General features: G+C 70.8%; 18 protein-coding genes, 1 tRNA gene and 1 riboswitch. Of the genes, 11 read left to right on the top strand and 8 right to left on the bottom strand.

Annotation, left to right across the window (positions count from 1 at the left end):
* Positions 1-20: 20 nt before the first annotated feature.
* The gene (locus FR742_RS37885; protein ID WP_187281566.1) at positions 21-668 is read left to right on the top strand and encodes a membrane protein insertase YidC; all 648 of its coding nucleotides are present in this window, start codon (positions 21-23) and stop codon (positions 666-668) included.
* Here the strand turns inward: FR742_RS37885 and FR742_RS37880 are convergent.
* Both FR742_RS37880 and FR742_RS37875 read right to left on the bottom strand, forming a co-directional pair.
* Entirely contained in the window at positions 652-1,083 is a 432-nt protein-coding gene (locus tag FR742_RS37880) for an ATP-binding protein (protein WP_261809001.1), read from the bottom strand. The two genes, FR742_RS37885 and FR742_RS37880, sit on opposite strands and share 17 nt — an antisense overlap.
* Before the next feature lie 142 nt (positions 1,084-1,225).
* Positions 1,226-3,061: a PAS domain S-box protein gene (locus FR742_RS37875; protein ID WP_148037207.1), complete on the bottom strand. Its 1,836-nt coding sequence runs from the start codon at positions 3,059-3,061 to the stop codon at positions 1,226-1,228.
* Positions 3,062-3,187: 126 nt separating this feature from the next.
* Between FR742_RS37875 and FR742_RS37870 the strand changes: the two genes are divergently transcribed.
* The gene (locus FR742_RS37870) at positions 3,188-3,748 is read left to right on the top strand and encodes a methylated-DNA--[protein]-cysteine S-methyltransferase (RefSeq protein ID WP_261809000.1); all 561 of its coding nucleotides are present in this window, start codon (positions 3,188-3,190) and stop codon (positions 3,746-3,748) included.
* Here the strand turns inward: FR742_RS37870 and FR742_RS37865 are convergent.
* The 4 genes from FR742_RS37865 to FR742_RS37850 form a co-directional block, all read right to left on the bottom strand.
* Positions 3,723-5,066 (bottom strand): cytosine permease, encoded by a 1,344-nt coding sequence (locus FR742_RS37865; protein ID WP_148036061.1) that lies wholly within the window; start codon positions 5,064-5,066, stop codon positions 3,723-3,725. The two genes, FR742_RS37870 and FR742_RS37865, sit on opposite strands and share 26 nt — an antisense overlap.
* A riboswitch (TPP riboswitch) is annotated at positions 5,057-5,169 on the bottom strand. It overlaps the preceding gene by 10 nt.
* A 70-nt stretch (positions 5,170-5,239) precedes the next feature.
* The gene (locus FR742_RS37860) at positions 5,240-5,563 is read right to left on the bottom strand and encodes a rhodanese-like domain-containing protein (RefSeq protein ID WP_148036060.1); all 324 of its coding nucleotides are present in this window, start codon (positions 5,561-5,563) and stop codon (positions 5,240-5,242) included.
* A 38-nt stretch (positions 5,564-5,601) separates the two neighbouring features.
* Positions 5,602-6,480, bottom strand: a complete 879-nt coding sequence (locus FR742_RS37855) for an Fpg/Nei family DNA glycosylase (RefSeq protein WP_148036059.1) — start codon at positions 6,478-6,480, stop codon at positions 5,602-5,604.
* 20 nt (positions 6,481-6,500) lie between these two features.
* Positions 6,501-7,106, bottom strand: coding sequence for a TenA family protein (locus tag FR742_RS37850; RefSeq protein ID WP_148036058.1), 606 nt, complete (start codon positions 7,104-7,106; stop codon positions 6,501-6,503).
* A gap of 22 nt (positions 7,107-7,128) precedes the next feature.
* Between FR742_RS37850 and FR742_RS37845 the strand changes: the two genes are divergently transcribed.
* Positions 7,129-7,773, top strand: coding sequence for a GPP34 family phosphoprotein (locus FR742_RS37845; protein WP_148036057.1), 645 nt, complete (start codon positions 7,129-7,131; stop codon positions 7,771-7,773).
* Here the strand turns inward: FR742_RS37845 and FR742_RS37840 are convergent.
* Complete coding sequence (locus FR742_RS37840) at positions 7,770-8,990, bottom strand: LCP family protein (RefSeq protein WP_261808999.1); 1,221 nt, start codon at positions 8,988-8,990, stop codon at positions 7,770-7,772. The genes FR742_RS37845 and FR742_RS37840 overlap by 4 nt on opposite strands.
* Before the next feature lie 261 nt (positions 8,991-9,251).
* Between FR742_RS37840 and FR742_RS37835 the strand changes: the two genes are divergently transcribed.
* Positions 9,252-10,607: a hemolysin family protein gene (locus FR742_RS37835; RefSeq protein WP_148036056.1), complete on the top strand. Its 1,356-nt coding sequence runs from the start codon at positions 9,252-9,254 to the stop codon at positions 10,605-10,607.
* The gene (locus FR742_RS37830; RefSeq protein WP_148036055.1) at positions 10,604-11,620 is read left to right on the top strand and encodes a hemolysin family protein; all 1,017 of its coding nucleotides are present in this window, start codon (positions 10,604-10,606) and stop codon (positions 11,618-11,620) included. The genes FR742_RS37835 and FR742_RS37830 overlap by 4 nt, the downstream gene beginning before the upstream one ends.
* A 213-nt stretch (positions 11,621-11,833) precedes the next feature.
* Here the strand turns inward: FR742_RS37830 and FR742_RS37825 are convergent.
* Positions 11,834-11,916, bottom strand: a tRNA-Leu gene (locus FR742_RS37825).
* 200 nt (positions 11,917-12,116) lie between these two features.
* Here FR742_RS37825 and FR742_RS37820 point away from each other — a divergent pair.
* From FR742_RS37820 to FR742_RS37795, 6 genes are read left to right on the top strand one after another with little or no spacing between them, the layout of a single operon-like run.
* Positions 12,117-12,857, top strand: coding sequence for a DUF3662 and FHA domain-containing protein (locus FR742_RS37820; protein WP_148036054.1), 741 nt, complete (start codon positions 12,117-12,119; stop codon positions 12,855-12,857).
* 17 nt (positions 12,858-12,874) lie between these two features.
* Complete coding sequence (locus tag FR742_RS37815; RefSeq protein WP_148036053.1) at positions 12,875-13,345, top strand: FHA domain-containing protein; 471 nt, start codon at positions 12,875-12,877, stop codon at positions 13,343-13,345.
* Positions 13,342-14,610, top strand: a complete 1,269-nt coding sequence (locus FR742_RS37810; RefSeq protein WP_148036052.1) for a Stp1/IreP family PP2C-type Ser/Thr phosphatase — start codon at positions 13,342-13,344, stop codon at positions 14,608-14,610. Before FR742_RS37815 ends, FR742_RS37810 begins: the two co-directional genes overlap by 4 nt.
* Positions 14,611-16,005: an FtsW/RodA/SpoVE family cell cycle protein gene (locus FR742_RS37805; RefSeq protein ID WP_222709256.1), complete on the top strand. Its 1,395-nt coding sequence runs from the start codon at positions 14,611-14,613 to the stop codon at positions 16,003-16,005.
* Positions 16,002-17,459, top strand: a complete 1,458-nt coding sequence (locus FR742_RS37800; RefSeq protein WP_148036051.1) for a penicillin-binding protein 2 — start codon at positions 16,002-16,004, stop codon at positions 17,457-17,459. Before FR742_RS37805 ends, FR742_RS37800 begins: the two co-directional genes overlap by 4 nt.
* A gap of 21 nt (positions 17,460-17,480) precedes the next feature.
* Positions 17,481-18,839 carry a serine/threonine-protein kinase gene (locus tag FR742_RS37795; RefSeq protein WP_148036050.1) on the top strand — a complete coding sequence of 453 codons (1,359 nt, stop codon included), beginning with the start codon at positions 17,481-17,483 and terminating at the stop codon, positions 18,837-18,839.
* The last annotated feature ends 18 nt before the right edge of the window (positions 18,840-18,857 follow it).

Here is an 18,857-nt window from a genome sequence, read left to right as displayed (position 1 = left end):
TCTCCATGGGAGAAGGGCTCATGATCGATTCGCTTGTCTCGTTCGTCATCGGCGTCTCCGGGGGCCACGCCGCCCTCGGCATCGTGCTGTTCACCCTGGCCGTACGGCTCCTGCTGCTGCCGCTGGGCATCCGCCAGGCACGCAGCGCCCGCGTCAGGGAACGCCTCGCGCCCAGGCTGCGCGAGCTGCGCAAGAGGTTCGGGCGCGACCCGGAGCGGCTGGCGAAGGAGACGTCCGCGCTGTTCGCCAAGGAGGGCAGCTCGCCGTTCGCGGGGATCCTGCCGGGGCTGGCCCAGTTGCCGTTCATGTGGCTGATGTTCAGGGTGGCGACCCACCCGACCGCGCTGGCGGGCCACGACCTGTTCGGGGCTCCGCTCGGTCAGCAGGTCGCGGCTGTGCTCGCACATTACGGTCTGTTCAGCGGACCATTTTCGGTCTTCGCTTTGGTGCTCGTGCTGATGGCCGTGGTGGCATGGCTGTCTTCCCGTACGGTGAAGTCGGCGCTCACCGACGACCAGCCGGAGCTCATCCGAAGGGTGACACCGTTGCTGCCGTTCGGCTCGGTGCTGGCCGCGGCGGTGCTCCCCCTGGCCGCCGGGCTCTATCTGCTGGTTTCCACGGCGTGGACCGCGGGAGAGCGCGCCGTGCTCGCTACCCGGCCTCTTTGAGCGCGTGAACCTGCCCGTTCATCTGCTTCTGAGGTGCGGGCAGGATCGCCCACACCGTTGTCGTGTCGCCGTCATGCCGCACGCCCCAGCTCTCCGCCACATACTCGACGATCCCCAGCCCGCGGCCGCCCAGCGAGGACAGGGCCGGCCGGCCCGCCCTCGGCTCGGTCGCCGCTCCCCCGTCGCTGACCGCCACCTCGATGTGACCATCGTTACGCAGCCAGGACACCCTCACCATCCCCGAAGGCAACGGGTGGGCGTGCCGTAGCGCGTTGCTGAGCAGCTCGCTCACCACGAGTACGGCATCGTCGATCGCGGGATCGAAGACCCCGCAGTCCTGAAGATCGTTGCTGAGACGCTGGCGGGCGACGGCGACGCTGGACGGCGCGTACGGCAGTAGCACCACGCTTGACACACCCACCTCCCCGTCTCCCAGTGCCCCCCGCGGAAGCACCCCCGGTACGACCGAAATGCCCCGTTACTCGATCCCAGAAACCGCATCTCGATCACAGCTTGTACACATCGGACGATAGATCAGCGCAACCGTGACCACCTCGTTACCGCACCGGTGTGTCGGATCCGATAGTAGAAGCGGACCTGAGCTGGAGCTTCATCCGGGTGCCGCCACCGGGGCGCGGATGCGCGCTCACCTCGCCGCCCTGCGCCCTGGCCAGGCTCCGCACTATGTAGAGGCCGAGCCCGACGCCGCCGAACCTCCGGCGGTCGCCGGTCTCCACCTGGACGAACCGTTCGAAGATCCGCTCCCGGTCGGCCGGCGCGATCCCCACGCCCTCGTCGTCGACCACCACGACCACCCCGCCGTTCTCGCGCCAGGCGCCGACGCTGATCAGCCCGCCCTGCGGCGAGTACTTGAAGGCGTTCTCCAGGAGCTGGCCGAGCACGATGTCGGTGGCCAGCGGATCGCCCATCACCCACGGCAGGCCCACGGCGATGCCGACCTCGATGCGGTGCCTGTCGGACAGCACCGGCAGGCCGAGCGTGGCCGCGTGCAGCCGCTCGGCCAGGTCGAACGGCTCGTCGCCGACCACCTGCTCCTCCGCCCCCGCTCTGGCGCCGAGCAGCAGGTGGTCCATGAGGCTGCCGAGCGACTTGGCCCGCTCGGCGATCGTGTGCACGGCGGAGCGGCGCTCGGCGTCGCTCAGCTTGTCCCAGCGGGCGTCGAGCGTGCCGGCGAAGCCGCGGACGACCGTGATCGGGGTGCGCAGCTCGTGGCTGGTGGTCGCCAGGAACAGGTCCTTGGCCTCCTCCAGCTCCTTGGCGGCGGTGACGTCACGGAAGTCGACGACCAGCTCGCCGGTCTCCTCGATGCGCGCGCACACCACGTCCAGCCAGCGCCCGCTGGGCAGCTGGTGGGTGACCTTCTCCCCAGGTCCGGGCAGCGGGAACGGCGGCGGGCCGCCAATGACCTCCTCGGCGCTGACGGCGGTGAGCTCGGCCGCGGCCGGGTTCCACCGCAGCACCCGGCCGTCGCCGTCGAGCACCGCGATGCCGTCGGCGCTGGCGTCGAACACGGCCCGCTCGTGCGCGCGCTGCCGCACCGCCTCCTGGTAGGCGACCGCGTTGCCGACCGCGATCCCGGCGTGCCCGGCCAGCAGCTCCAGCAGCTCCAGCTCCAGGTGGCCGGGCTTGCGCTTGGCGAACAGCGCGTAGAGCGCGCCGTACGGGCGACCGCCGACGGCGGCGAGGCCGAGCGCGATCGTGTGCAGACCCTTCAGCCGCGCCCACACCAGCCGGTCCAGCCCGGCGGACTCCAGCAGCACGGTCCTGCCGGTGCGCAGGAGTGTGCCGACCAGGCTGGTGTCCAGGTCGGTGGTGGCGTCCTTCAGCGAGTCCGGCAGCCGGTAGGTGCTGACCAGGCGCAGCCGGTCGCCCTCGATGAGCACGAACCCGCCCGCGTCGGCCCCGGTCAGCTCGGTGAGGCTGGCCGAGATGCGGTCGAGCACGGCGGGCAGCTCCAGCTCGGCGTTGATGTCGCCGACCACGTCGGTGAGCCTGCGCACCAGCCTCGCGCGGCGCGCCAGGCGGCTCTTGGCCGCGTGGTCGGCCTGCACCAGGTGGTAGACGCAGACGTATCCGGCCGTCGCGCAGCCCACGCGCAGCGCGCTGATGTCGGCCCGCACGTCCAGCACGCCGCCGTCGGCACGCGCCCGCTTGGTGCGCAGCGACACCTGCCCGCCGGTGCGGACCCGCTCCAGGGCCGCGTGGTGCTCGGCCGCCAGCTCCTCCGGCACGATCGGCGCCCTGCGCCCGAGCACGTCGGCCGCGGGCCAGCCGAAGAGCGCCTCGGCGGCCGCGTTCCAGACCAGGACCGTCTGGTCCCGGTCGATCGCGACGACGGCGTTGGGTGAGCTGTCGAGCACCGCGCGGACCATCTCGTCGTCACTCGCACCCCTTGGGTCCCCCACGACTCCATAGTGCCCGCGGCGTGGCGCTCGCGTCGGGCGATCCGTCCGATACGCTGCGGTCACGGCTTTTTCATGGCGGGTGGAGGTGAAGGCGTGTCGGGCGACCTCGAGGCCCTGCTGCGGGTGACGTCCGACACTTATCGGGGTGACGGCCAGCTCGACGTCGCGCTCGGCACCTACGACGGCGCGGTGGGCAGGCTGGTGCTCGCGGTCACCGCGCGCGGCCTCGTCGCCTGCAGCTACGAGGACGAGCACGTGGTCTTCGAGCGGGTGTCCAACCAGGTGGGCAGCCTCATCGGCACCGACGCCCGGCGGCTCGACCCGGTACGCCGCGAGCTAGACGCCTACTTCTCCGGCCGGCTCCGCGCCTTCTCCACCCGGGTCGACCTGACCCTCGCCACGCCGTTCGCTCGTACGGTCCTGCAGAAGACGATGGCGGTCCCGTACGGCACGACCACGACGATGGGCCGGATCGGCGAGCTCATCGGCAGGCCGCGCGCGCTGCGCGCGGTCGGCAACGCGCTCGGCGCCAACCCCGTGTGCGTGATCGTGCCGTGTCACCGGGTGGTGCGCGACGACGGCGAGCCCGGCGACTACGCGGGCGGCCCCACCGCCAAGCGCCATCTGCTCACCGTCGAGCGACGCGGCGCGTGACCAGCCCGATCAGCAGCGTCGCCAGGGCCGCGACGATGGCCGCGCCCAGCGCGCCGTTCATCCACGGCTCCCTGGTGAAGCCGATGACCTCGCGCACCCCGGCCCAGAAGCCGTCCCACGGGGCGACGGTCGGGGTGGAGGTGGTCAGCCAGTACGCCGCGAAGCCGAGCGCCCACGGCACCAGCATCGACCAGCGGGCGGGGGCGTCGGCGTCGGTGTTCCACCGGGCCGCGCCGCCGAGCAGGAAGTAGTCGACGGCCAGCACCGCGAACATCGGCACGAACACCGCGCCGATCACGCCCAGGAACGCGCCGTAGGAGGTCACGTCCACCACCAGCGCGATGGCGACGGTGAGCAGGCCGATGAGGGTGCTGATGATCCGCCGGTCGACGCGCGGCATGAGGTTCTGCAGCGAGACGGTCGTCGAGTAGACGTTCGCGAACGACTGATCGGCCTCGCGGAGCACCAGGATCGCGAAGAACAGCGCGCCCAGCGGCACCGCCACGAACGGCCCGAACACCGCCGTGCTGTCGGCCGCCACCGCCTCGGCCCCGGCGATCGCGACCGCGTACACGCCCAGGGCCAGGCAGGCGACCTGGGCGAGCGTGTAGCCGCCGACCACGCCGGTGAAGGCCGCCCGGCTGGACCTGGAGTGCCGGGCGAAGTCGGCGGCCAGCGGCACCCACGACACCGACAGCGCGATCACGTAGTCGACGGCCGGGGCGAACGCCTCCCAGGACCCTCCGGTCCGCGGCTGCGCGTCGCCCAGGAACTGCACCGCGAACCAGATCATCGCGATGATCACCAGAACCGTGATGTAGCGCCTGATCAGCCGGACCGCGCCCAGCGGCCAGACGGTCAGCACCGTGGTGATCACCCCGGCGACGATCACCCACACCGCGTACGGGACCGTGTCGCCGAAGATGGCCAGGGCGCCCTGGGCGATCACCCAGAGCTCGAACGCGCCCCAGCCGATCATCTGGATGATGTTGAGCACGGTGGGGAAGTACGACAGCCGCGCCCCGAACAGCCCGCGCAGCAGCACCATCGCGGGCTTGCCGGTCTGCGTGCCGGGAATGGCCGCCAGGCCCACCATGGTGGTGCCGATCAGGCTGCCGACCACGGTCGCGACCAGGGCGGCCGTCACGGTCAGCGGCGCGCCGCCGAGCGGGTCGATCAGGAACAACGCGCCGGAGAAGCCCAGCAGGCTGACCGCCAGGTTGGCCCAGAGCGCGCCCTGGTCGAGCACTCCGAGCGTCTTGGGGGGCTCGCCCTCCAGGGTCAGCGGAACTTCCTCGCCATGGATGGCATGCGACATCGCGCACTCCCTACGCCGGCATTACCCGGACAGGTTCATGCGGTCGGCAGCGGCGTAGCTGCCCTCTCAGCCCGGTTGGCCCCGAGCTCCCGCGGTGGGTCGTCAACAGCCGGAGATCAACTCCGGCTGCCGCCCCCATGATGCACTATTAGTCCCGTTTCGGCCAGTCGGGGTCAGGCGACCATCGGCGGCCGGCCGGTCTCGCTGACCATGGGACGCTTGTCGAGCTCCCAGGCCTGCATGCCGCCGCCGACGTTGACCGCCTCGCGGCCCAGGCGGTTGAGCCAGGCCGCCACCTGCAGCGAACGGCCGCCGACGCGGCACACGACGTAGACCGGACGTCCGGAGGGGACCTCGTCGACCCGCGCCTGGATCTGCGTCATCGGGATGTGGACCGCCTCGGGGGCGTGGCCCGCCACCCACTCGTACTCCTCGCGCACGTCGAGCAGGTAGGCGTCGTCGGGCACGTCGCGGACCTCGACCTCGGGAACCGTCATGCGCCCATTCTTACCTGCCGCGCGTCATGCTCGGCACGTTACTTGAGCAGCTTGGACATGCGGCGGTCGGCCAGCGGCTTGCCGCCGGTCTGGCAGGTGGGACAGTACTGCAGCGAGGAGTCGGCGAAGGACACCTCGCGGATCGTGTCGCCGCAGACGTCGCACGGCTGGCCCGCGCGGTTGTGCACGCGCAGCCCCGACTTCTTCTCCGCCTTGAGGTCCTTGGCCGCCAGGCCGCGCGCCCGCTCTACCGCCTCGCGCAGCGTGGTCACGATGGCGTCGTGCAGGTCGGCGATCTGCGCGTCGGTCAGCGTCGCCGCGACCTTGAACGGGGACATCTTCGCGGCGTGCAGCACCTCGTCGGAGTAGGCGTTGCCGATGCCGGCGACGACCTTCTGGTCGCGCAGCAGGCCCTTGATCTGGGTGCGGTTGCCGCCGACGATGCGTTTGAGCGCGGCGACGTCGAAGGACTCGTCGAGAGGGTCGGGGCCGAGCGCGGCGACACCCGGCACCTCGTCCGGATTTTTCACGACATAGACGGCCAGGCGCTTCTGCGTGCCCGCCTCCGTCAGCTCGAACCCCGGCGCCAGCCCGTCGGCGTCGGGCGCGAGCCGCACCCGTACGGCGAGCGGGCCCTTGCCCGGACGGACCGGCCTGGCGCCCGACAGGTCGTCACGCCAGCGCAGCCAGCCCGCCCGGGCCAGGTGGATGACCAGGTGGAGCCCGTCACAGTCGAGGTCGAGGAACTTGCCGTGACGGGACACGCCCGTGACGGTCAGCCCGCCCAGCGCGGTCACCGGCGGGTCGAACGTCTTGAGCGCCTGGAAGGCCACCACGTCGACGCCCGCGATCGTGCGGCCGACCGCCCGCTCGCCCAGGAACGCGGTGAGCGACTCCACCTCGGGAAGTTCAGGCATGCTCTCCAGACTACGCGGCGCTACGGCACGTCCCAGAACGCCAGCTCGTGCGCCATCCCCTCCGTGAACATCGCCTCCGCCCGGTCAGGATCGACGTCCGTCTCGTCGATCATCTGGGCGATCCGCTCGGCCAGCGCGGCGAACCCCGGGTCGGCGTACGTGTCGACCCAGGCCCGGTAGCGCGGCTCGGCGGGCGGGTTCTCCGCCAGGATCCTCCCCAGCGTCGAATATCCCCACATGCACGGATACAGCGCCGCCAGCCCCTCCCCGTACGAGCCCGCGGACTCCAGCAGGAAGGACGTGTACGCGACGCAGGCCGGCCCCTTCACCGCCCCCTCCAGATCGGCCCCGAACTCGGCCGACAGCGAACGGTGCAGATCCAGCTCCTCGTGGTAGGTCGAGTGCGCCAGGTCCACCAGGTCGCCGACGTGCGCGTCAGGAGCCTGCCAGGCCAGCTTGGCGAACACCCGCACGTAGTCGAGCAGGTAGAGGTAGTCCTGCTCCAGCCACGACCGGAACACGGGCTCGGGCAGATCGCCCCGGCCGATCCCGGCAACGGTGGGATGGGCCAGCTGAGCCTCAAGCAGGGGACGGCCGACAGCGTGCAATTTTTCCGAGATGGTCATGCTCGCACGTTAGTGTCAGAGGATGAGCGTGACGATCGCGGAGGAGATCCTCCTTCTCGCCTTCGGCGAGGACGACGGCAGGCAGCTGCTCTCCACCATCCAGCTCGACCCCGCCGTGGCCGGCGCCCTCCTGGCCGAGCTGGCGATCAGCGAGCGCATCACGCTGCGCGACAAGAAGGTGACCGTCCTGGACCCCGCGCCGCTGGGCGACGACGAGCTCGACGCCGCGCTCGCCCGCATCGCCGGCAGCCCGAAGGAGCGCAGGCCCGCCTGGTGGGTGCAGCAGCTGCAGTCGGGCAAGCTCCGCACCCGCCTGCTCACCCGGCTCGCCGCCGCGGGCGTGCTGGCCGAGGAGCGCGGCCGGGTGTTCGGCGTCTTCCGCACCACCCGCTGGCCCGAGCTCGACGGCAGCGTCGAGTCGCGGGTACGTGAGCGGGTCGCGGGCGCGCTGGGCGGCGCCGAGCCCGACCCGCGCACCGCCGTGCTCATCGCGGTCATGCACGCCGCCAAGCTCGACCGCAAGGCGTTCCCCGGCGCCGACAAGGGCCGGGTCAAGGAGATCGCGGCCGGCGCGTGGGAGGCCGAGGCCGTGGCGCAGACGATCGCCGCGATCAACGCGGGCATCTCGATCGCCGTCACCACGGCCGCCATCACCGCGACGGGCTAACCCGCGTCGAGGATCTCCTTCGGCACCGGCTGGTCGGCGGCCAGCGCCTCGAACAGGGCCAGCGCCTTGGCCCTGTCCCACTTGACGGCCTCGCCGCCCGCGACGTTCTCGGTGCCGCCGAAGGGCACCACCGTGGTCACCGGGCTGTCGCCCATGGCCAGGCCCAGCGAGAGCATGTCGAACACGCCGGTGTCCTCGTCGACCGCCACGGCGTCGGTGGCGCTCATCGCCAGCGGGATCGAGGTGAACGGGTTGATCAGGGTGCCGGGGCTGGCCGCCTTCTTCACCACCGCGCTGAGGAACTGGCGCTGCCGCTTGGTGCGCTCGTAGTCGGGCAGCGCCCCGCCCTTGCGGGTGCGGACGTAGCCGAGCGCCTGGGCGCCGGTGAGGGTCTGGGTGCCCTTCTTGAGCTTCAGGCCCGCCTTGGGATCGTTGACCGCCGCGCGCACGTTGATCTCGACGCCGCCGACGGCGTCGACGATCTCGACGAAGCCGGCGAAGCCGATCTCCATGTAGTTGTCGACGCGGATGCCCGTGACCGTCTCGACGGTGCGGACCAGGAGCTTGGGGCCGCCGATCGCGTAGGCGGCGTTGAGCTTGTTGCGGCCCTGGCCGGGGACGGTGACGGCGGAGTCGCGCGGCAGGCTGACCAGCGTCGGCCGGTCGCTCCCCTCGGGCAGGTGGAGCAGCATCATCGAGTCGGTGCGCTGGCCCTCGCTGTTGCCGGTGGCGAGCTTCTTGCGCTCGCGGGCCGACAGGCCCTTGCGGCTGTCGGAGCCGACCAGGAGCCAGTTGGTGCCGGGGGTGTCGGCCGGGCGGCCCTCGTAGTCGTCCAGGATCCCGGCGGGCAGCCCGCCCAGCCGCCCGTCGATCCAGAAGAGCATGCCCGCGGCGGTCACCACCAGCGCCACCAGGAGCGCGAGGAGGATCTTGAGAACGGTGCCGCCCTTGATCCGCCGGCGCGGCGGCCGCTGTCCGGGCGGCGGGGGCGGCCGGTCGGAGGTGCGCCGCATGGGCCTGACGGGGCTGCTGCCCGACCGGCGCTTGCCGTACACCCGCGAGCTGGACCGCGGCACATCGTCGGCGACCGGCTGCTGCGGGGGCTGCGGGAAGTGGTGCGCCGGGGCCCCCGCCGCACGCGGCCCGTCCTTGCTGGAAGGCAGCGGGCGACGCTCGCCCGGCGAGCGCATGGCCCGCGTCCGGTCGTCCTCAGCCACGTGGCTCCTTCTTCCCCTTGCTTGACATAGTCGCCCTGACATAGAAGCTACGTCCAACACTTCGCTCAGTGCAGTCCACCGGCCATTGTTCCGCCACGGAAAAGTACGTAGAACCAGGCAGATAAGACCACCGGAAACACAGAGGCCATCCGCATCGTTAGTTTTATGGACCAGCTCTAAAGAAGGGATGATCGTGTCCACTGCGGACCCATGGAGTAGCCGCCCGTGCACATGCACGGGTTCCCCTGAGAGCTCGCAGCGGTGAGCGCCTATCTGGGCCTGATGGCCCTCTTCCTGCTCACAGCCGCGACGGGCTACTTCGTCGCCCAGGAGTTCGCCTTCGTCGCCGTCGACCGGGCCGTCCTGCGCGAGCAGGCCGCGGCCGGTGACCAGGCCGCCGAGAAGGCACTCCGCGTGACCTCACGCCTCTCGTTCATGCTGTCGGGCGCCCAGCTCGGCATCACCGTCACCGCCCTGCTGGTCGGCTTCCTGGCCGAGCCCGCCATCGCCGTGATCGTGCGGCCCTGGCTGACGGACGCCGGCCTCTCCGACGCCCTCATCACCGGGCTCTCCGTCGCCATCGGCGTGGGCGTGGCCACCGTGGTGCAGATGGTGCTCGGCGAGCTCGCGCCGAAGAACCTCGGCATCGCCAGGCCGGAGCAGGTGGCGAAGTTCCTGGCCGGATCGACCCTCGTCTACCTGGCCGTGGTCGGGCCGGTGATCCGGCTGTTCGACTCGGCGGCGACCGGGCTGCTCAGGAAGGTGGGCATCGAGCCCGTCGAGGAGGTGGAGCACGGCGCCACCCCCGAGGAGCTCTCCCGGATCATCGAGGAGTCCACGGAGGCCGGTGAGCTGCCGCCTCGCCTGTCGGAGCTGCTGGAGCGCGCCCTGGAGTTCGGCGACCACACGGCCGAGGAGATCATGGTGCCGCGGCCCCGGGTGGTGGCGCTGCGCGCCGCCCAGCCGATCTCCGAGCTGCTGGAGACCATGCGGCAGTGCGGCCACAGCCGCTACCCGGTGCTCGGCGACGACGGCGACGTGGCCGGCGTGACCGGCGTGCGCGAGCTGCTCGCCTCCGGGATCGAGGAGGGCGCCGTGCGCGACATCACCCGCCCGGCGCTGCTCGTGCCCGACTCGCTGCCGCTCCCCGCGGTGCTCGACCGCATGCGCGTCGCCAAGGACGACATCGCCTGCGTCATCGACGAGTACGGCGGCCTGGCGGGTGTGATCACCGTCGAGGACCTCGCCGAGGAGCTCGTCGGCGAGCTCGTCGACGAGAACGACCCGGACCCGGTGGGCGCCGTGCGGCAGCCCGGCGGCGTCTGGGAGGTGCCCGGCAGGCTGCGGCTCGACGAGGTCGAGCGGGCCACCGGCATCGCGCTGCCCGAAAGCGACGACTACGACACGCTCGGCGGCCTGATCCTGGCCGAGCTGGGCCGGATGCCCGAGCCCGGGGACACGGTGACGGTGCCGACCGTCGTCGAGGCCGACCCGTTCGAGTACGACGACGGCGGCGACCGCCACGTGGCCGAGCTGACCGTGATCTCGCTCAACCGGCGCGTGCCCGAATGGGTGCGGCTGGCGCCCGCCCAGCAGCCCGCGGAGGCGACCCGATGACGATGATCATGATCAGCGTCGCGCTGCTGGCGTTCAACGCGCTGTTCGTCGCCGCCGAGTTCGCCTTCGTGTCCTCCCGGCGGCACCGCCTGGAGGAGATCGCGGCGGGCGGCAACCGGCTCGTCAGGATCGCGGCCAGGTCGGCAGCGGGCGGCAGCCGCCAGCTCTCCCTGATGCTGGCCGGCGCCCAGCTCGGCATCACGCTGTGCACGCTGGGCCTCGGGTACGTGACCGAGCCGGCCATCGAGCACTACCTCGAACCGGTGTTCGCGGCCATCGGCGTGGCAGAGCCACTGCGCATGCCGATCGCGCTGACGCTCTCGCTGGCCCTGGTGACGTTCCTGCACATGGTGGTGGGCGAGATGGCGCCCAAGTCGTGGGCGCTGACCCACCCCGAGCAGGCGGCGCTGCTGCTCACCCTGCCGTTCAGGGCGTTCACCTCGGTGATGCGGCCGCTGCTGTCGTCGCTCAACGGCCTGACCAACCTCGGCCTGCGGCTCTTCGGGGTGCAGCCGCGCAACGAGCTGGCCACCACCAGGACGCCGCGCCAGCTCGCCATGCTGGTCGGCGAGTCCGGCCGGATGGGCCTGCTCGACCGGGAGGAGCACGACCTGCTGACCCGGGCGCTGCGGTTCGAGGCCGAGGGCATCGAGCGCCTCATGGTGCCGATCGGCCAGGCGGTCACCGTACCCCCGCGGGCCGGCACGGCCGAGATCCGGCGCGTGGCGGCCGGCAGCGGCCACCTCAGGCTGCTCGTGAGCGACGGCGGCGAGGTGGCGGGGGTCCTGCACGCCCGTGACGCCCTGCTGGAGCCCGGACGTACGGCGAGCGAGCTCGCCAGGCCGGTGCCGAAGCTGCCGAGCCTCACGCAGGTCCCCGAGGCCGTGGCGGCCCTTCAGGAGGCCCGTGCGCACCTGGCGCTGGTCACCGGGGGCGACGGCGCGGTCATCGGCATGGTGAGCCTCACCGACCTGCTGGGGCAGTTGTTGGACACGCGCAAACTGGCGGCCTGACCTCAGCTTCGCTCTGAGCGAAAACAATGGGCCCCGGCCGGAAGCGGTTTGAAAGCGAGCTGCAACCGGCCGGGCGTACCTTTCGCCCGGCGGGTACGGCCGGGAGGCCGCAAGCGGACAGGATGTCGAGGAAAAGATGAAGCCCCGGCTCTTGCGAACCGGGGCTCTTCTTCGCCAGGGTGGGTCTGCCGATTTTCATCGACCCTACCGAGGTGGGCGAGGAGGGATTTGAACCCTCACGTCCTTTCGGACACACGGACCTGAACCGTGCGCGTCTGCCGTTCCGCCACCCGCCCTTGTGGGTGCGGAGAAACACTAGCACGTAACAGCCACTGGTACTGAACCCGGATACGATCGCATAAGACACGGGAGCGGAGGAGCTGGGCGCGAGTGCCTCAGGAGCGCCGGGGGCCGCCGCCTCGTGGTTCGAGCGGAGACCGGGCGCCACGCGCGCCAGGGGGCCGCGATCATATGCACGGAGGAAGGGAGGTACCCGGTGGGAGTCCTTCAGCGCTTCGAGCGACGGCTCGAAGGCTTGGTTGAGGGGGCCTTTGCGCGGGCGTTCAAATCTGACCTTCAGCCGGTCGAGGTCGCCAGCGCGGTGCAGCGGGAGATGGACGAGCGGGCGGCGATCGTCGCCCAGGGCCGTACCCTCGTCCCGAACGACTTCGTGGTGGAGCTGTCCACGACCGACGCCGAGCGGCTAGAGGTCTACGCCGACAGCATCAGCCACGAGCTGGCCAACCTCGCCAGGGAGTACGCCAAGGAACAGGGCTACTCCTTCGTGGGACCGGTCCGGGTCCGATTCGAGACGGCGGGCGACCTGGCTGTGGGCTTGTTCCGCATCAGGTCCGGCGTCATCCGGGGCGCGACGGTCGAGCAGGACGAGATCCGCCAGCCGGCGAGCGACCTGCCCCCGTCCCGTCCCAACGCGTTCGGCGGGCGGCCCCGGCTGCTCGTCAGCACCCAGGACGATCCGCAGGGCGACCGCTCCTACGAGCTCACCACACCGGTGACCTTGCTGGGGCGCGGCACCGACTGCGATCTTCGTCTCGTCGACCCCGGCGTGTCCCGCCACCACGCGGAGCTGCGCGTCGAGGGTCAGCAAGTCGCCCTGGTCGATCTCGGATCGACCAACGGCACTTTCGTCAACGGCCAGCCGGTACGCAGAATCGAGCTCCAGAACGGCACGCGAGTGACGCTGGGGCGCACGACTCTGGTGTTCCGGCGCGATTAGAGGTAGACAGACGGTCCATGTCCGAGCTCACGCTGCTGCTGATCCGGCTCGCATTCCTGGCGGTGCTGTGGTTTTTCGTCATTGCCGCAGTCGGCGTGATCCGGACTGACTTGTTCGGGTCACGTACGGCTCCCGCCGGCCCGGGCAAAGGGGCCAAACCGGCCAAGCCCGCGCCCAAGCCCAAGAGCAGGAAGGGGGAACCCCGCCAGCTCATCGTGACAGGTGGCCCGCTGCAAGGCACCACCATTAATCTCACGGAGACGCCCATCACCATTGGCCGGGCGAACGACGCCACGCTGGTAGTCAGCGACGACTACGCATCCAGCCGGCACGCCCGGCTCTTTCCCCAGGACGGTCAGTGGATCGTGGAAGATCTCGGCTCTACCAACGGCACGTATCTCGACCGCTCGAAAGTCACCCGCCCGACCCCGGTGCCGCTCGGTGTTCCGATCCGTGTCGGCAAGACAGTCATTGAATTGCGCAAATGACCATCGCACTCCGCTACGCCGCCCGCTCGGACGTCGGCCTCCTCCGCGAAGGAAACGAGGACTCGGCGTACGCCAGCGGCCGCCTGCTCGCCGTCGCCGACGGCATGGGCGGGCACGCACACGGCGAGGTGGCGAGCTCCGTCGCCATCGCCGCGATGGCCTCTCTCGAAGAGGCCCAGCAGGGGGGTGACCTGCTCAACGCCATCGAGGCAGCCGTACGCGACGCCAATCGCAAGCTGCACGAGATGGTGGGACGGGATCCCAGCCTCAAAGGCATGGGCACCACGCTCACCGCCATGCTCTGGAACGGCACCCAGGTCGCGCTGGTGCACGTCGGCGACTCGCGCGCCTACCTGCTCAGACGCGGGGAGCTCTACCAGATCACCCATGACCACACGCTGGTCCAGCAGCTGGTCGACGACGGGCGCATCACGCCCGAGGAGGCCGCGACGCATCCGCAGCGCTCGATCCTGCTGCGGGCGCTCGACGGCAGCGGCGAGGTCGACCCCGACCTGACACTGCGCGAGGCGCAGGTTGGCGACCGCTACCTCCTCTGCTCCGACGGGCTGTCCGGGGTGGTGAGCGCGGAGACGCTGCACGCCACGCTGACCAACCTCGACGATCCCGAAGAGGCCGTACGCCAGCTCATCGACCTGGCCAACCGCGGCGGCGGGCCCGACAACATCACGTGCGTGATCGCCGACGTGCTGGAGATCACCGACGGCCAGCAGGTGCCCGTCGAGGCCTCCGTCGTCGGCGCCGCGGGCATGACCCGGCTGCACGGCGGCGAGGAGCCGGCGCCGGGGCGAGCGAGCGCGGTGACCGCTCCCCAGCCGGCCATCACCGATGACGACTACGACGAGCCGGTCGCGCGAGCGTCCCGCAAGTCGGGCAAGCGTCGCCGGGTGTGGCCCGTGCTGGTCACCGTGCTGTCCGTGGCCGCCGTCGTCACGGGCGTCGGCGGCTATTTCGGTTGGAAATGGACGCAGGACCAGTTCTACGTCGGGGCCTGGGCCGACGAAGTGGTCGTCTTCCAGGGCATCCAGCAGGAGGTGGGCCCCGTTCAGTTCTTCAAGGTGGCCCAGCACACCGGCAAGGCCCTGTCCCGGCTCTCGCCGCCCGACCAGGCCCTGGTCAAGGACGGCATCGAGGTCGGCGACGTGGCCGAGGGCCTCACCAAGATCAACACGATGAAGTTCGCGGAACCCACCCCCACCGCGAGCGCGTCGCCATCTCCCACTCCCACAAGGACGAAACCTCAATAGATGAGCGAAGTGGCCGCAGCCCCCGTGCCCATGCCCGCCAAGCGACGCATGGCCCAGCTCGTCATGCTCGCGTTCGCGGTCGTGATCACGATGGGCGCCTACGCCAACGTCGGGCTGGCGATGGACGGGGCGATCCCCTCGGGCATGCTGACGTACGGCTTGAGCCTGGGCGGCCTGATGCTGGCCGCCTACCTGGTGCTCGCCAAGTTCGCGCCGTGGGCCGACCCGCTGATCCTGCCGCTGGTCACGCTGGTCAACGGTCTCGGCCTGGTGATGATCTTCCGGCTGTCGGAGACCGACTCCACGCTGCCGTCGGCCACGCTCGCCTCGCCCAACACCCAGCTGCTGTGGACGCTCATCGGCATCGTGCTGTTCAGCGTCACCCTGATCTTCCTGCGTGACCAGCGCGCCCTGCAGCGGCTCACCTACACCGCCGGCGCGCTGGGGCTGCTGCTGCTGGTCTCGCCGCTGATCCCGTTCCTCGGCCAGGAGATCAACGGCGCCCGCATCTGGATCGGCATCTCCGGGCTGGGCCAGATCCAGCCCGCCGAGTTCGCCAAGCTGGCGCTGGTCGTCTTCTTCGCCGGCTACCTCGTGGCCAAGCGCGACGTGCTCGCCCTGGCCGGGCGGCGGCTGCTCTTCATCGACCTGCCGCGCGCCCGCGACCTCGGCCCGGTGCTCATCACCTGGGGCGTCAGCCTGGGCATCCTGGTCCTGCAGAAGGACCTGGGCTCCTCGCTGCTGCTGTTCGGCACGTTCATCGCGATGCTCTACATCGCCACCCAGCGCATCTCCTGGGTGATCATCGGCATCCTGCTCTTCCTGGGCGGCGCGATCCTGGCCGGCATGGTCTTCGACCACGTCCAGCAGCGCTTCGAGGTCTACCTCGACCCCGCCAACGAGGAGCTTTACAGAGCGGTCGGCGGCAGCGAGCAGCTCATGCAGGGCCTGTTCGCCATGGGATCCGGCGGCATCCTCGGCACCGGGCTCGGCCAGGGCCACCCCGAGCTGATCCCGCTGGCCTTCTCCGACTTCATCTTCCCCGCCACCGGCGAGGAGCTGGGCCTGACGGGCCTGATGGCGATCCTCGTGATCTACGCGCTGATCGTGCAGCGCGGTCTGCGCACCTCGCTCGCCGCCCGCGACCCGTTCACCAAGCTGCTGTCCGCCGGCCTGTCGTTCCTGCTGGCCTGGCAGATCTTCATCATCGTCGGCGGTGTCACCAACCTCATCCCCCTGACCGGCCTGGTCACCCCCTTCATGTCCCAGGGTGGCTCGGCGCTGCTGTCCAACTGGATCCTCATCGCGCTGCTCGTGCGCATGTCCGACGCGGCGCGCAGGCCGCCGCCCCAGGCGATCCAGAACGAAGGAATGACGCAGGTGTTCCAGCGATGAACCGGACTATCAAGCGCGCCGCCGTGGCCTGCCTGGCCATGTTCGGCCTCCTGATGATCAACGTGAACGTCCTCCAGGGCGTCCGCGCGCAGAGTCTGAGCGACGACGCCCGCAACACCCGCAACTTCTACGAGCGGTACGCCGTGCAGCGCGGGCGCATCACCGCGGGCGGCAAGGTCATCGTGGCCCAGTCGAAGGAGGCCAAGGGCGACTTCCGCTTCATCAGGCAGTATCCCGAGGGCCGCCTGTACGCGCACGTGACCGGCTTCTTCTCGCCCGAGAGCGAGTCGGCCATCGAGCGCAGCGAGAACGACCTGCTCGACGGCTCCAGCGCCGACCTGCTGCTGCAGCGCGGCATCGACCTGTTCACCGGCGAGCCGACCAGGGGCGCCAACGTCGACCTGACGATCAACCCCGAGGCGCAGAAGGCCGCCTACGACGCGCTGCGCGAGAGCGGCAAGCGCGGCGCCGTGGTGGCGATCGAGCCGAAGACCGGCGGCATCCTCGCCATGGTCTCGCTGCCCACCTACGACCCGGCCGAGCTGTCGGGCACCAACAAGTCCGAGGTGTTCGGCCGCTACGACGAGCTGGCCAAGGACAAGAGCCAGCCGCTGCTCAACCGCACCATCGAGAACACCTACCCGCCGGGCTCGACGTTCAAGGTGGTGACCGCCGCCGCCTTCCTGGAGGACGACTCCAGCCGCGGCTCCGACACCACCGTGGACGCCCCGCAGGTGCTCGACCTGCCCAACACCACCGCCGACCTGCCCAACTACGGCGGCGCGGCGTGCGGCTCCGGCCAGGTCACGCTCCGCTTCGCGCTGGAGAGGTCCTGCAACACGCCGTTCGGCAAGATCGGCATCGACCTCGGCCACGAGGCGATGGGCGAGCAGCTGGAGAAGTTCGGCGCGGGCAAGCCGCTGGCCGTCCCGATGTCGGTGGCCAAGAGCGACTTCGGCCCCAAGGAGGACGCGGCGGCCGTCGCCCAGGCCTCCATCGGCCAGCGCAGCAACCAGATGACGCCGCTCCAGATGGCGATGATCGCGGCCGGCATCGCCAACGAGGGCGTGGTCATGAAGCCGTACCTCGTCAACAAGATCACCGACCCCAACGGCGACACGATCGACGAGGCCGACCCCGAGGAGTTCAGCGAGGCGGTCAGCTCCGAGACGGCGGGCGAGCTCACCGACATGATGATCAGCGTCGTGGCCAACGGCACCGCGAACCGCGCGCAGATTCCCGGCGTCCAAGTAGCTGGGAAGACCGGAACCGCCGAGACCGCTCAGGGCCAGCAGCCGCACGCCTGGTTCATCTCGTTCGCCCCCGCGAACGACCCGAAGATCGCGATCGCGGTGATGGTCGAGTCCGGCGCCGTGCGCGGCGGCGGGGAGGCGACGGGTGGCGGAACGGCCGCGCCCATCGCGAAAGCGGTGATGGAGGCGGTGCTGAAGTAATGGACGGTAACGTGCTGAATCATGCGGCTCGGTAACCGCTATCTCCTGATCTCCCGCATCGCCGCCGGCGGCATGGGGGAGGTTTGGCGTGCCCGCGACGAGCTGCTCGGGCGCGAGGTGGCCGTCAAGGTGCTCCACAGCCACATCCACGCCGACCCCGCGTTCCGCGGCCGGTTCCGCAACGAGGCGCGCATCACCGCCGGCCTCGCCGACCCCGGCATCGCGCAGATCTTCGACTACGGCGAGCAGGCCGACCGGGCCTATCTGGTGATGGAGCTGGTGCACGGCGAGCCGCTGTCGACCATCCTGGTCCGCAACGGCCCGCTCGGCGCCGAGGTCACCCTCGACGTGCTCCACCAGACGGCCAAGGCGCTGCACGCCGCCCACTCCTCCGGCGTGATCCACCGCGACATCAAGCCGGGCAACCTGCTGGTGACGCACGAGGGCACGATCAAGGTGACCGACTTCGGCATCGCCAGGGCCATGGAGGCGGCTCCGGTGACGCAGACCGGCACCGTGCTCGGCACCGCCCAATACGTCAGCCCGGAGCAGGCCCAGGGTCTGCCGCTCACGCCATCGACAGACCTCTACTCCCTGGGCGTGGTGGCCTACGAATGCCTGTCGGGCCGGGCCCCGTTCCACGGCGACAGCGCGGTGGCGATCGCGCTGCGCCACCTCGGCGAGCAGCCGCCGGCGCTGGGCGTCGACGTGCCCGCCCCGGTGCGCGAGCTCGTGGCGGCGCTGCTGGCCAAAGATCCCGCGCATCGGCCCGGCTCCGCGCGGGAGCTGGCCGATCGCGCGTACGTGCTGCGCGAGTCGCTGTCGGCCGGCGGCGCCGACCTCGGCTCGCTGACCGACCCCTCGGGCTTCCCGATCCGTCCCCGCCAGGAAGACCGGACGGCGGACGGGCCCGCGGCCATGGGCGCCGAGCCGGTCACGGAGCTGCAGGAGACGCCGCCGCGGCGCCGGTTCGGGCGGGTGCTGACGACGGCGGCGGCGGCCGGGACCGTCGTGGCCGTGGGTTTCAGCGCGTGGGCGCTCACCCCCGCCCCTCAGACTCCGCCGCTCGTCGTTCCGGAGACGACGACGCCTCCGCTGCCTGCCTCCGACAAGCCCCGGCAGAAGCCCTCACGGACCAAAACCGAGACCCGTCGGCCCCCTGTGGTTACGGTCAAGTCGTCGAGGCCGGTAGCCTCGCCGTCGGCTACGGTAAGCAAGTCGGCTACGCCGACGACGCAGCCGACGCCGAGCCCGACCCCGACCAGGACCCGTACCCCGACCCCCACGCCGACCCCGACCCCCACCACGACGCCGACGACCCCGACACCTTCCGCCTCGCCGGACCCGGGTGACTCGAACCCGCCGAAGGAGGAGACGTGACGCGCCAACGGGTCGATG

The sequence above is a fragment of the Nonomuraea sp. C10 genome (assembly GCF_008017515.1).
Classification (GTDB): domain Bacteria; phylum Actinomycetota; class Actinomycetes; order Streptosporangiales; family Streptosporangiaceae; genus Nonomuraea; species Nonomuraea ferruginea.
The sequence above is the reverse complement of the archived record's forward strand: the minus strand, read 5'-3'. Positions and strand labels throughout refer to the sequence as shown.

Bases quoted from the DNA above. Each gene is read 5' to 3' on its own strand.
- FR742_RS37885 (WP_187281566.1), top strand. From the start codon at position 21: ATGATCGATTCGCTTGTCTCGTTCGTCATCGGCGTCTCCGGGGGCCAC.
- FR742_RS37875 (WP_148037207.1), bottom strand. From the start codon at position 3,061: ATGGTCCGCGCGGTGCTCGACAGCTCACCCAACGCCGTCGTCGCGATC.
- FR742_RS37865 (WP_148036061.1), bottom strand. From the start codon at position 5,066: ATGTCGCATGCCATCCATGGCGAGGAAGTTCCGCTGACCCTGGAGGGC.
- FR742_RS37860 (WP_148036060.1), bottom strand. From the start codon at position 5,563: ATGACGGTTCCCGAGGTCGAGGTCCGCGACGTGCCCGACGACGCCTAC.
- FR742_RS37855 (WP_148036059.1), bottom strand. From the start codon at position 6,480: ATGCCTGAACTTCCCGAGGTGGAGTCGCTCACCGCGTTCCTGGGCGAG.
- FR742_RS37850 (WP_148036058.1), bottom strand. From the start codon at position 7,106: ATGACCATCTCGGAAAAATTGCACGCTGTCGGCCGTCCCCTGCTTGAG.
- FR742_RS37845 (WP_148036057.1), top strand. From the start codon at position 7,129: ATGAGCGTGACGATCGCGGAGGAGATCCTCCTTCTCGCCTTCGGCGAG.
- FR742_RS37830 (WP_148036055.1), top strand. From the start codon at position 10,604: ATGACGATGATCATGATCAGCGTCGCGCTGCTGGCGTTCAACGCGCTG.
- FR742_RS37815 (WP_148036053.1), top strand. From the start codon at position 12,875: ATGTCCGAGCTCACGCTGCTGCTGATCCGGCTCGCATTCCTGGCGGTG.
- FR742_RS37810 (WP_148036052.1), top strand. From the start codon at position 13,342: ATGACCATCGCACTCCGCTACGCCGCCCGCTCGGACGTCGGCCTCCTC.
- FR742_RS37805 (WP_222709256.1), top strand. From the start codon at position 14,611: ATGAGCGAAGTGGCCGCAGCCCCCGTGCCCATGCCCGCCAAGCGACGC.
- FR742_RS37800 (WP_148036051.1), top strand. From the start codon at position 16,002: ATGAACCGGACTATCAAGCGCGCCGCCGTGGCCTGCCTGGCCATGTTC.
- FR742_RS37795 (WP_148036050.1), top strand. From the start codon at position 17,481: ATGCGGCTCGGTAACCGCTATCTCCTGATCTCCCGCATCGCCGCCGGC.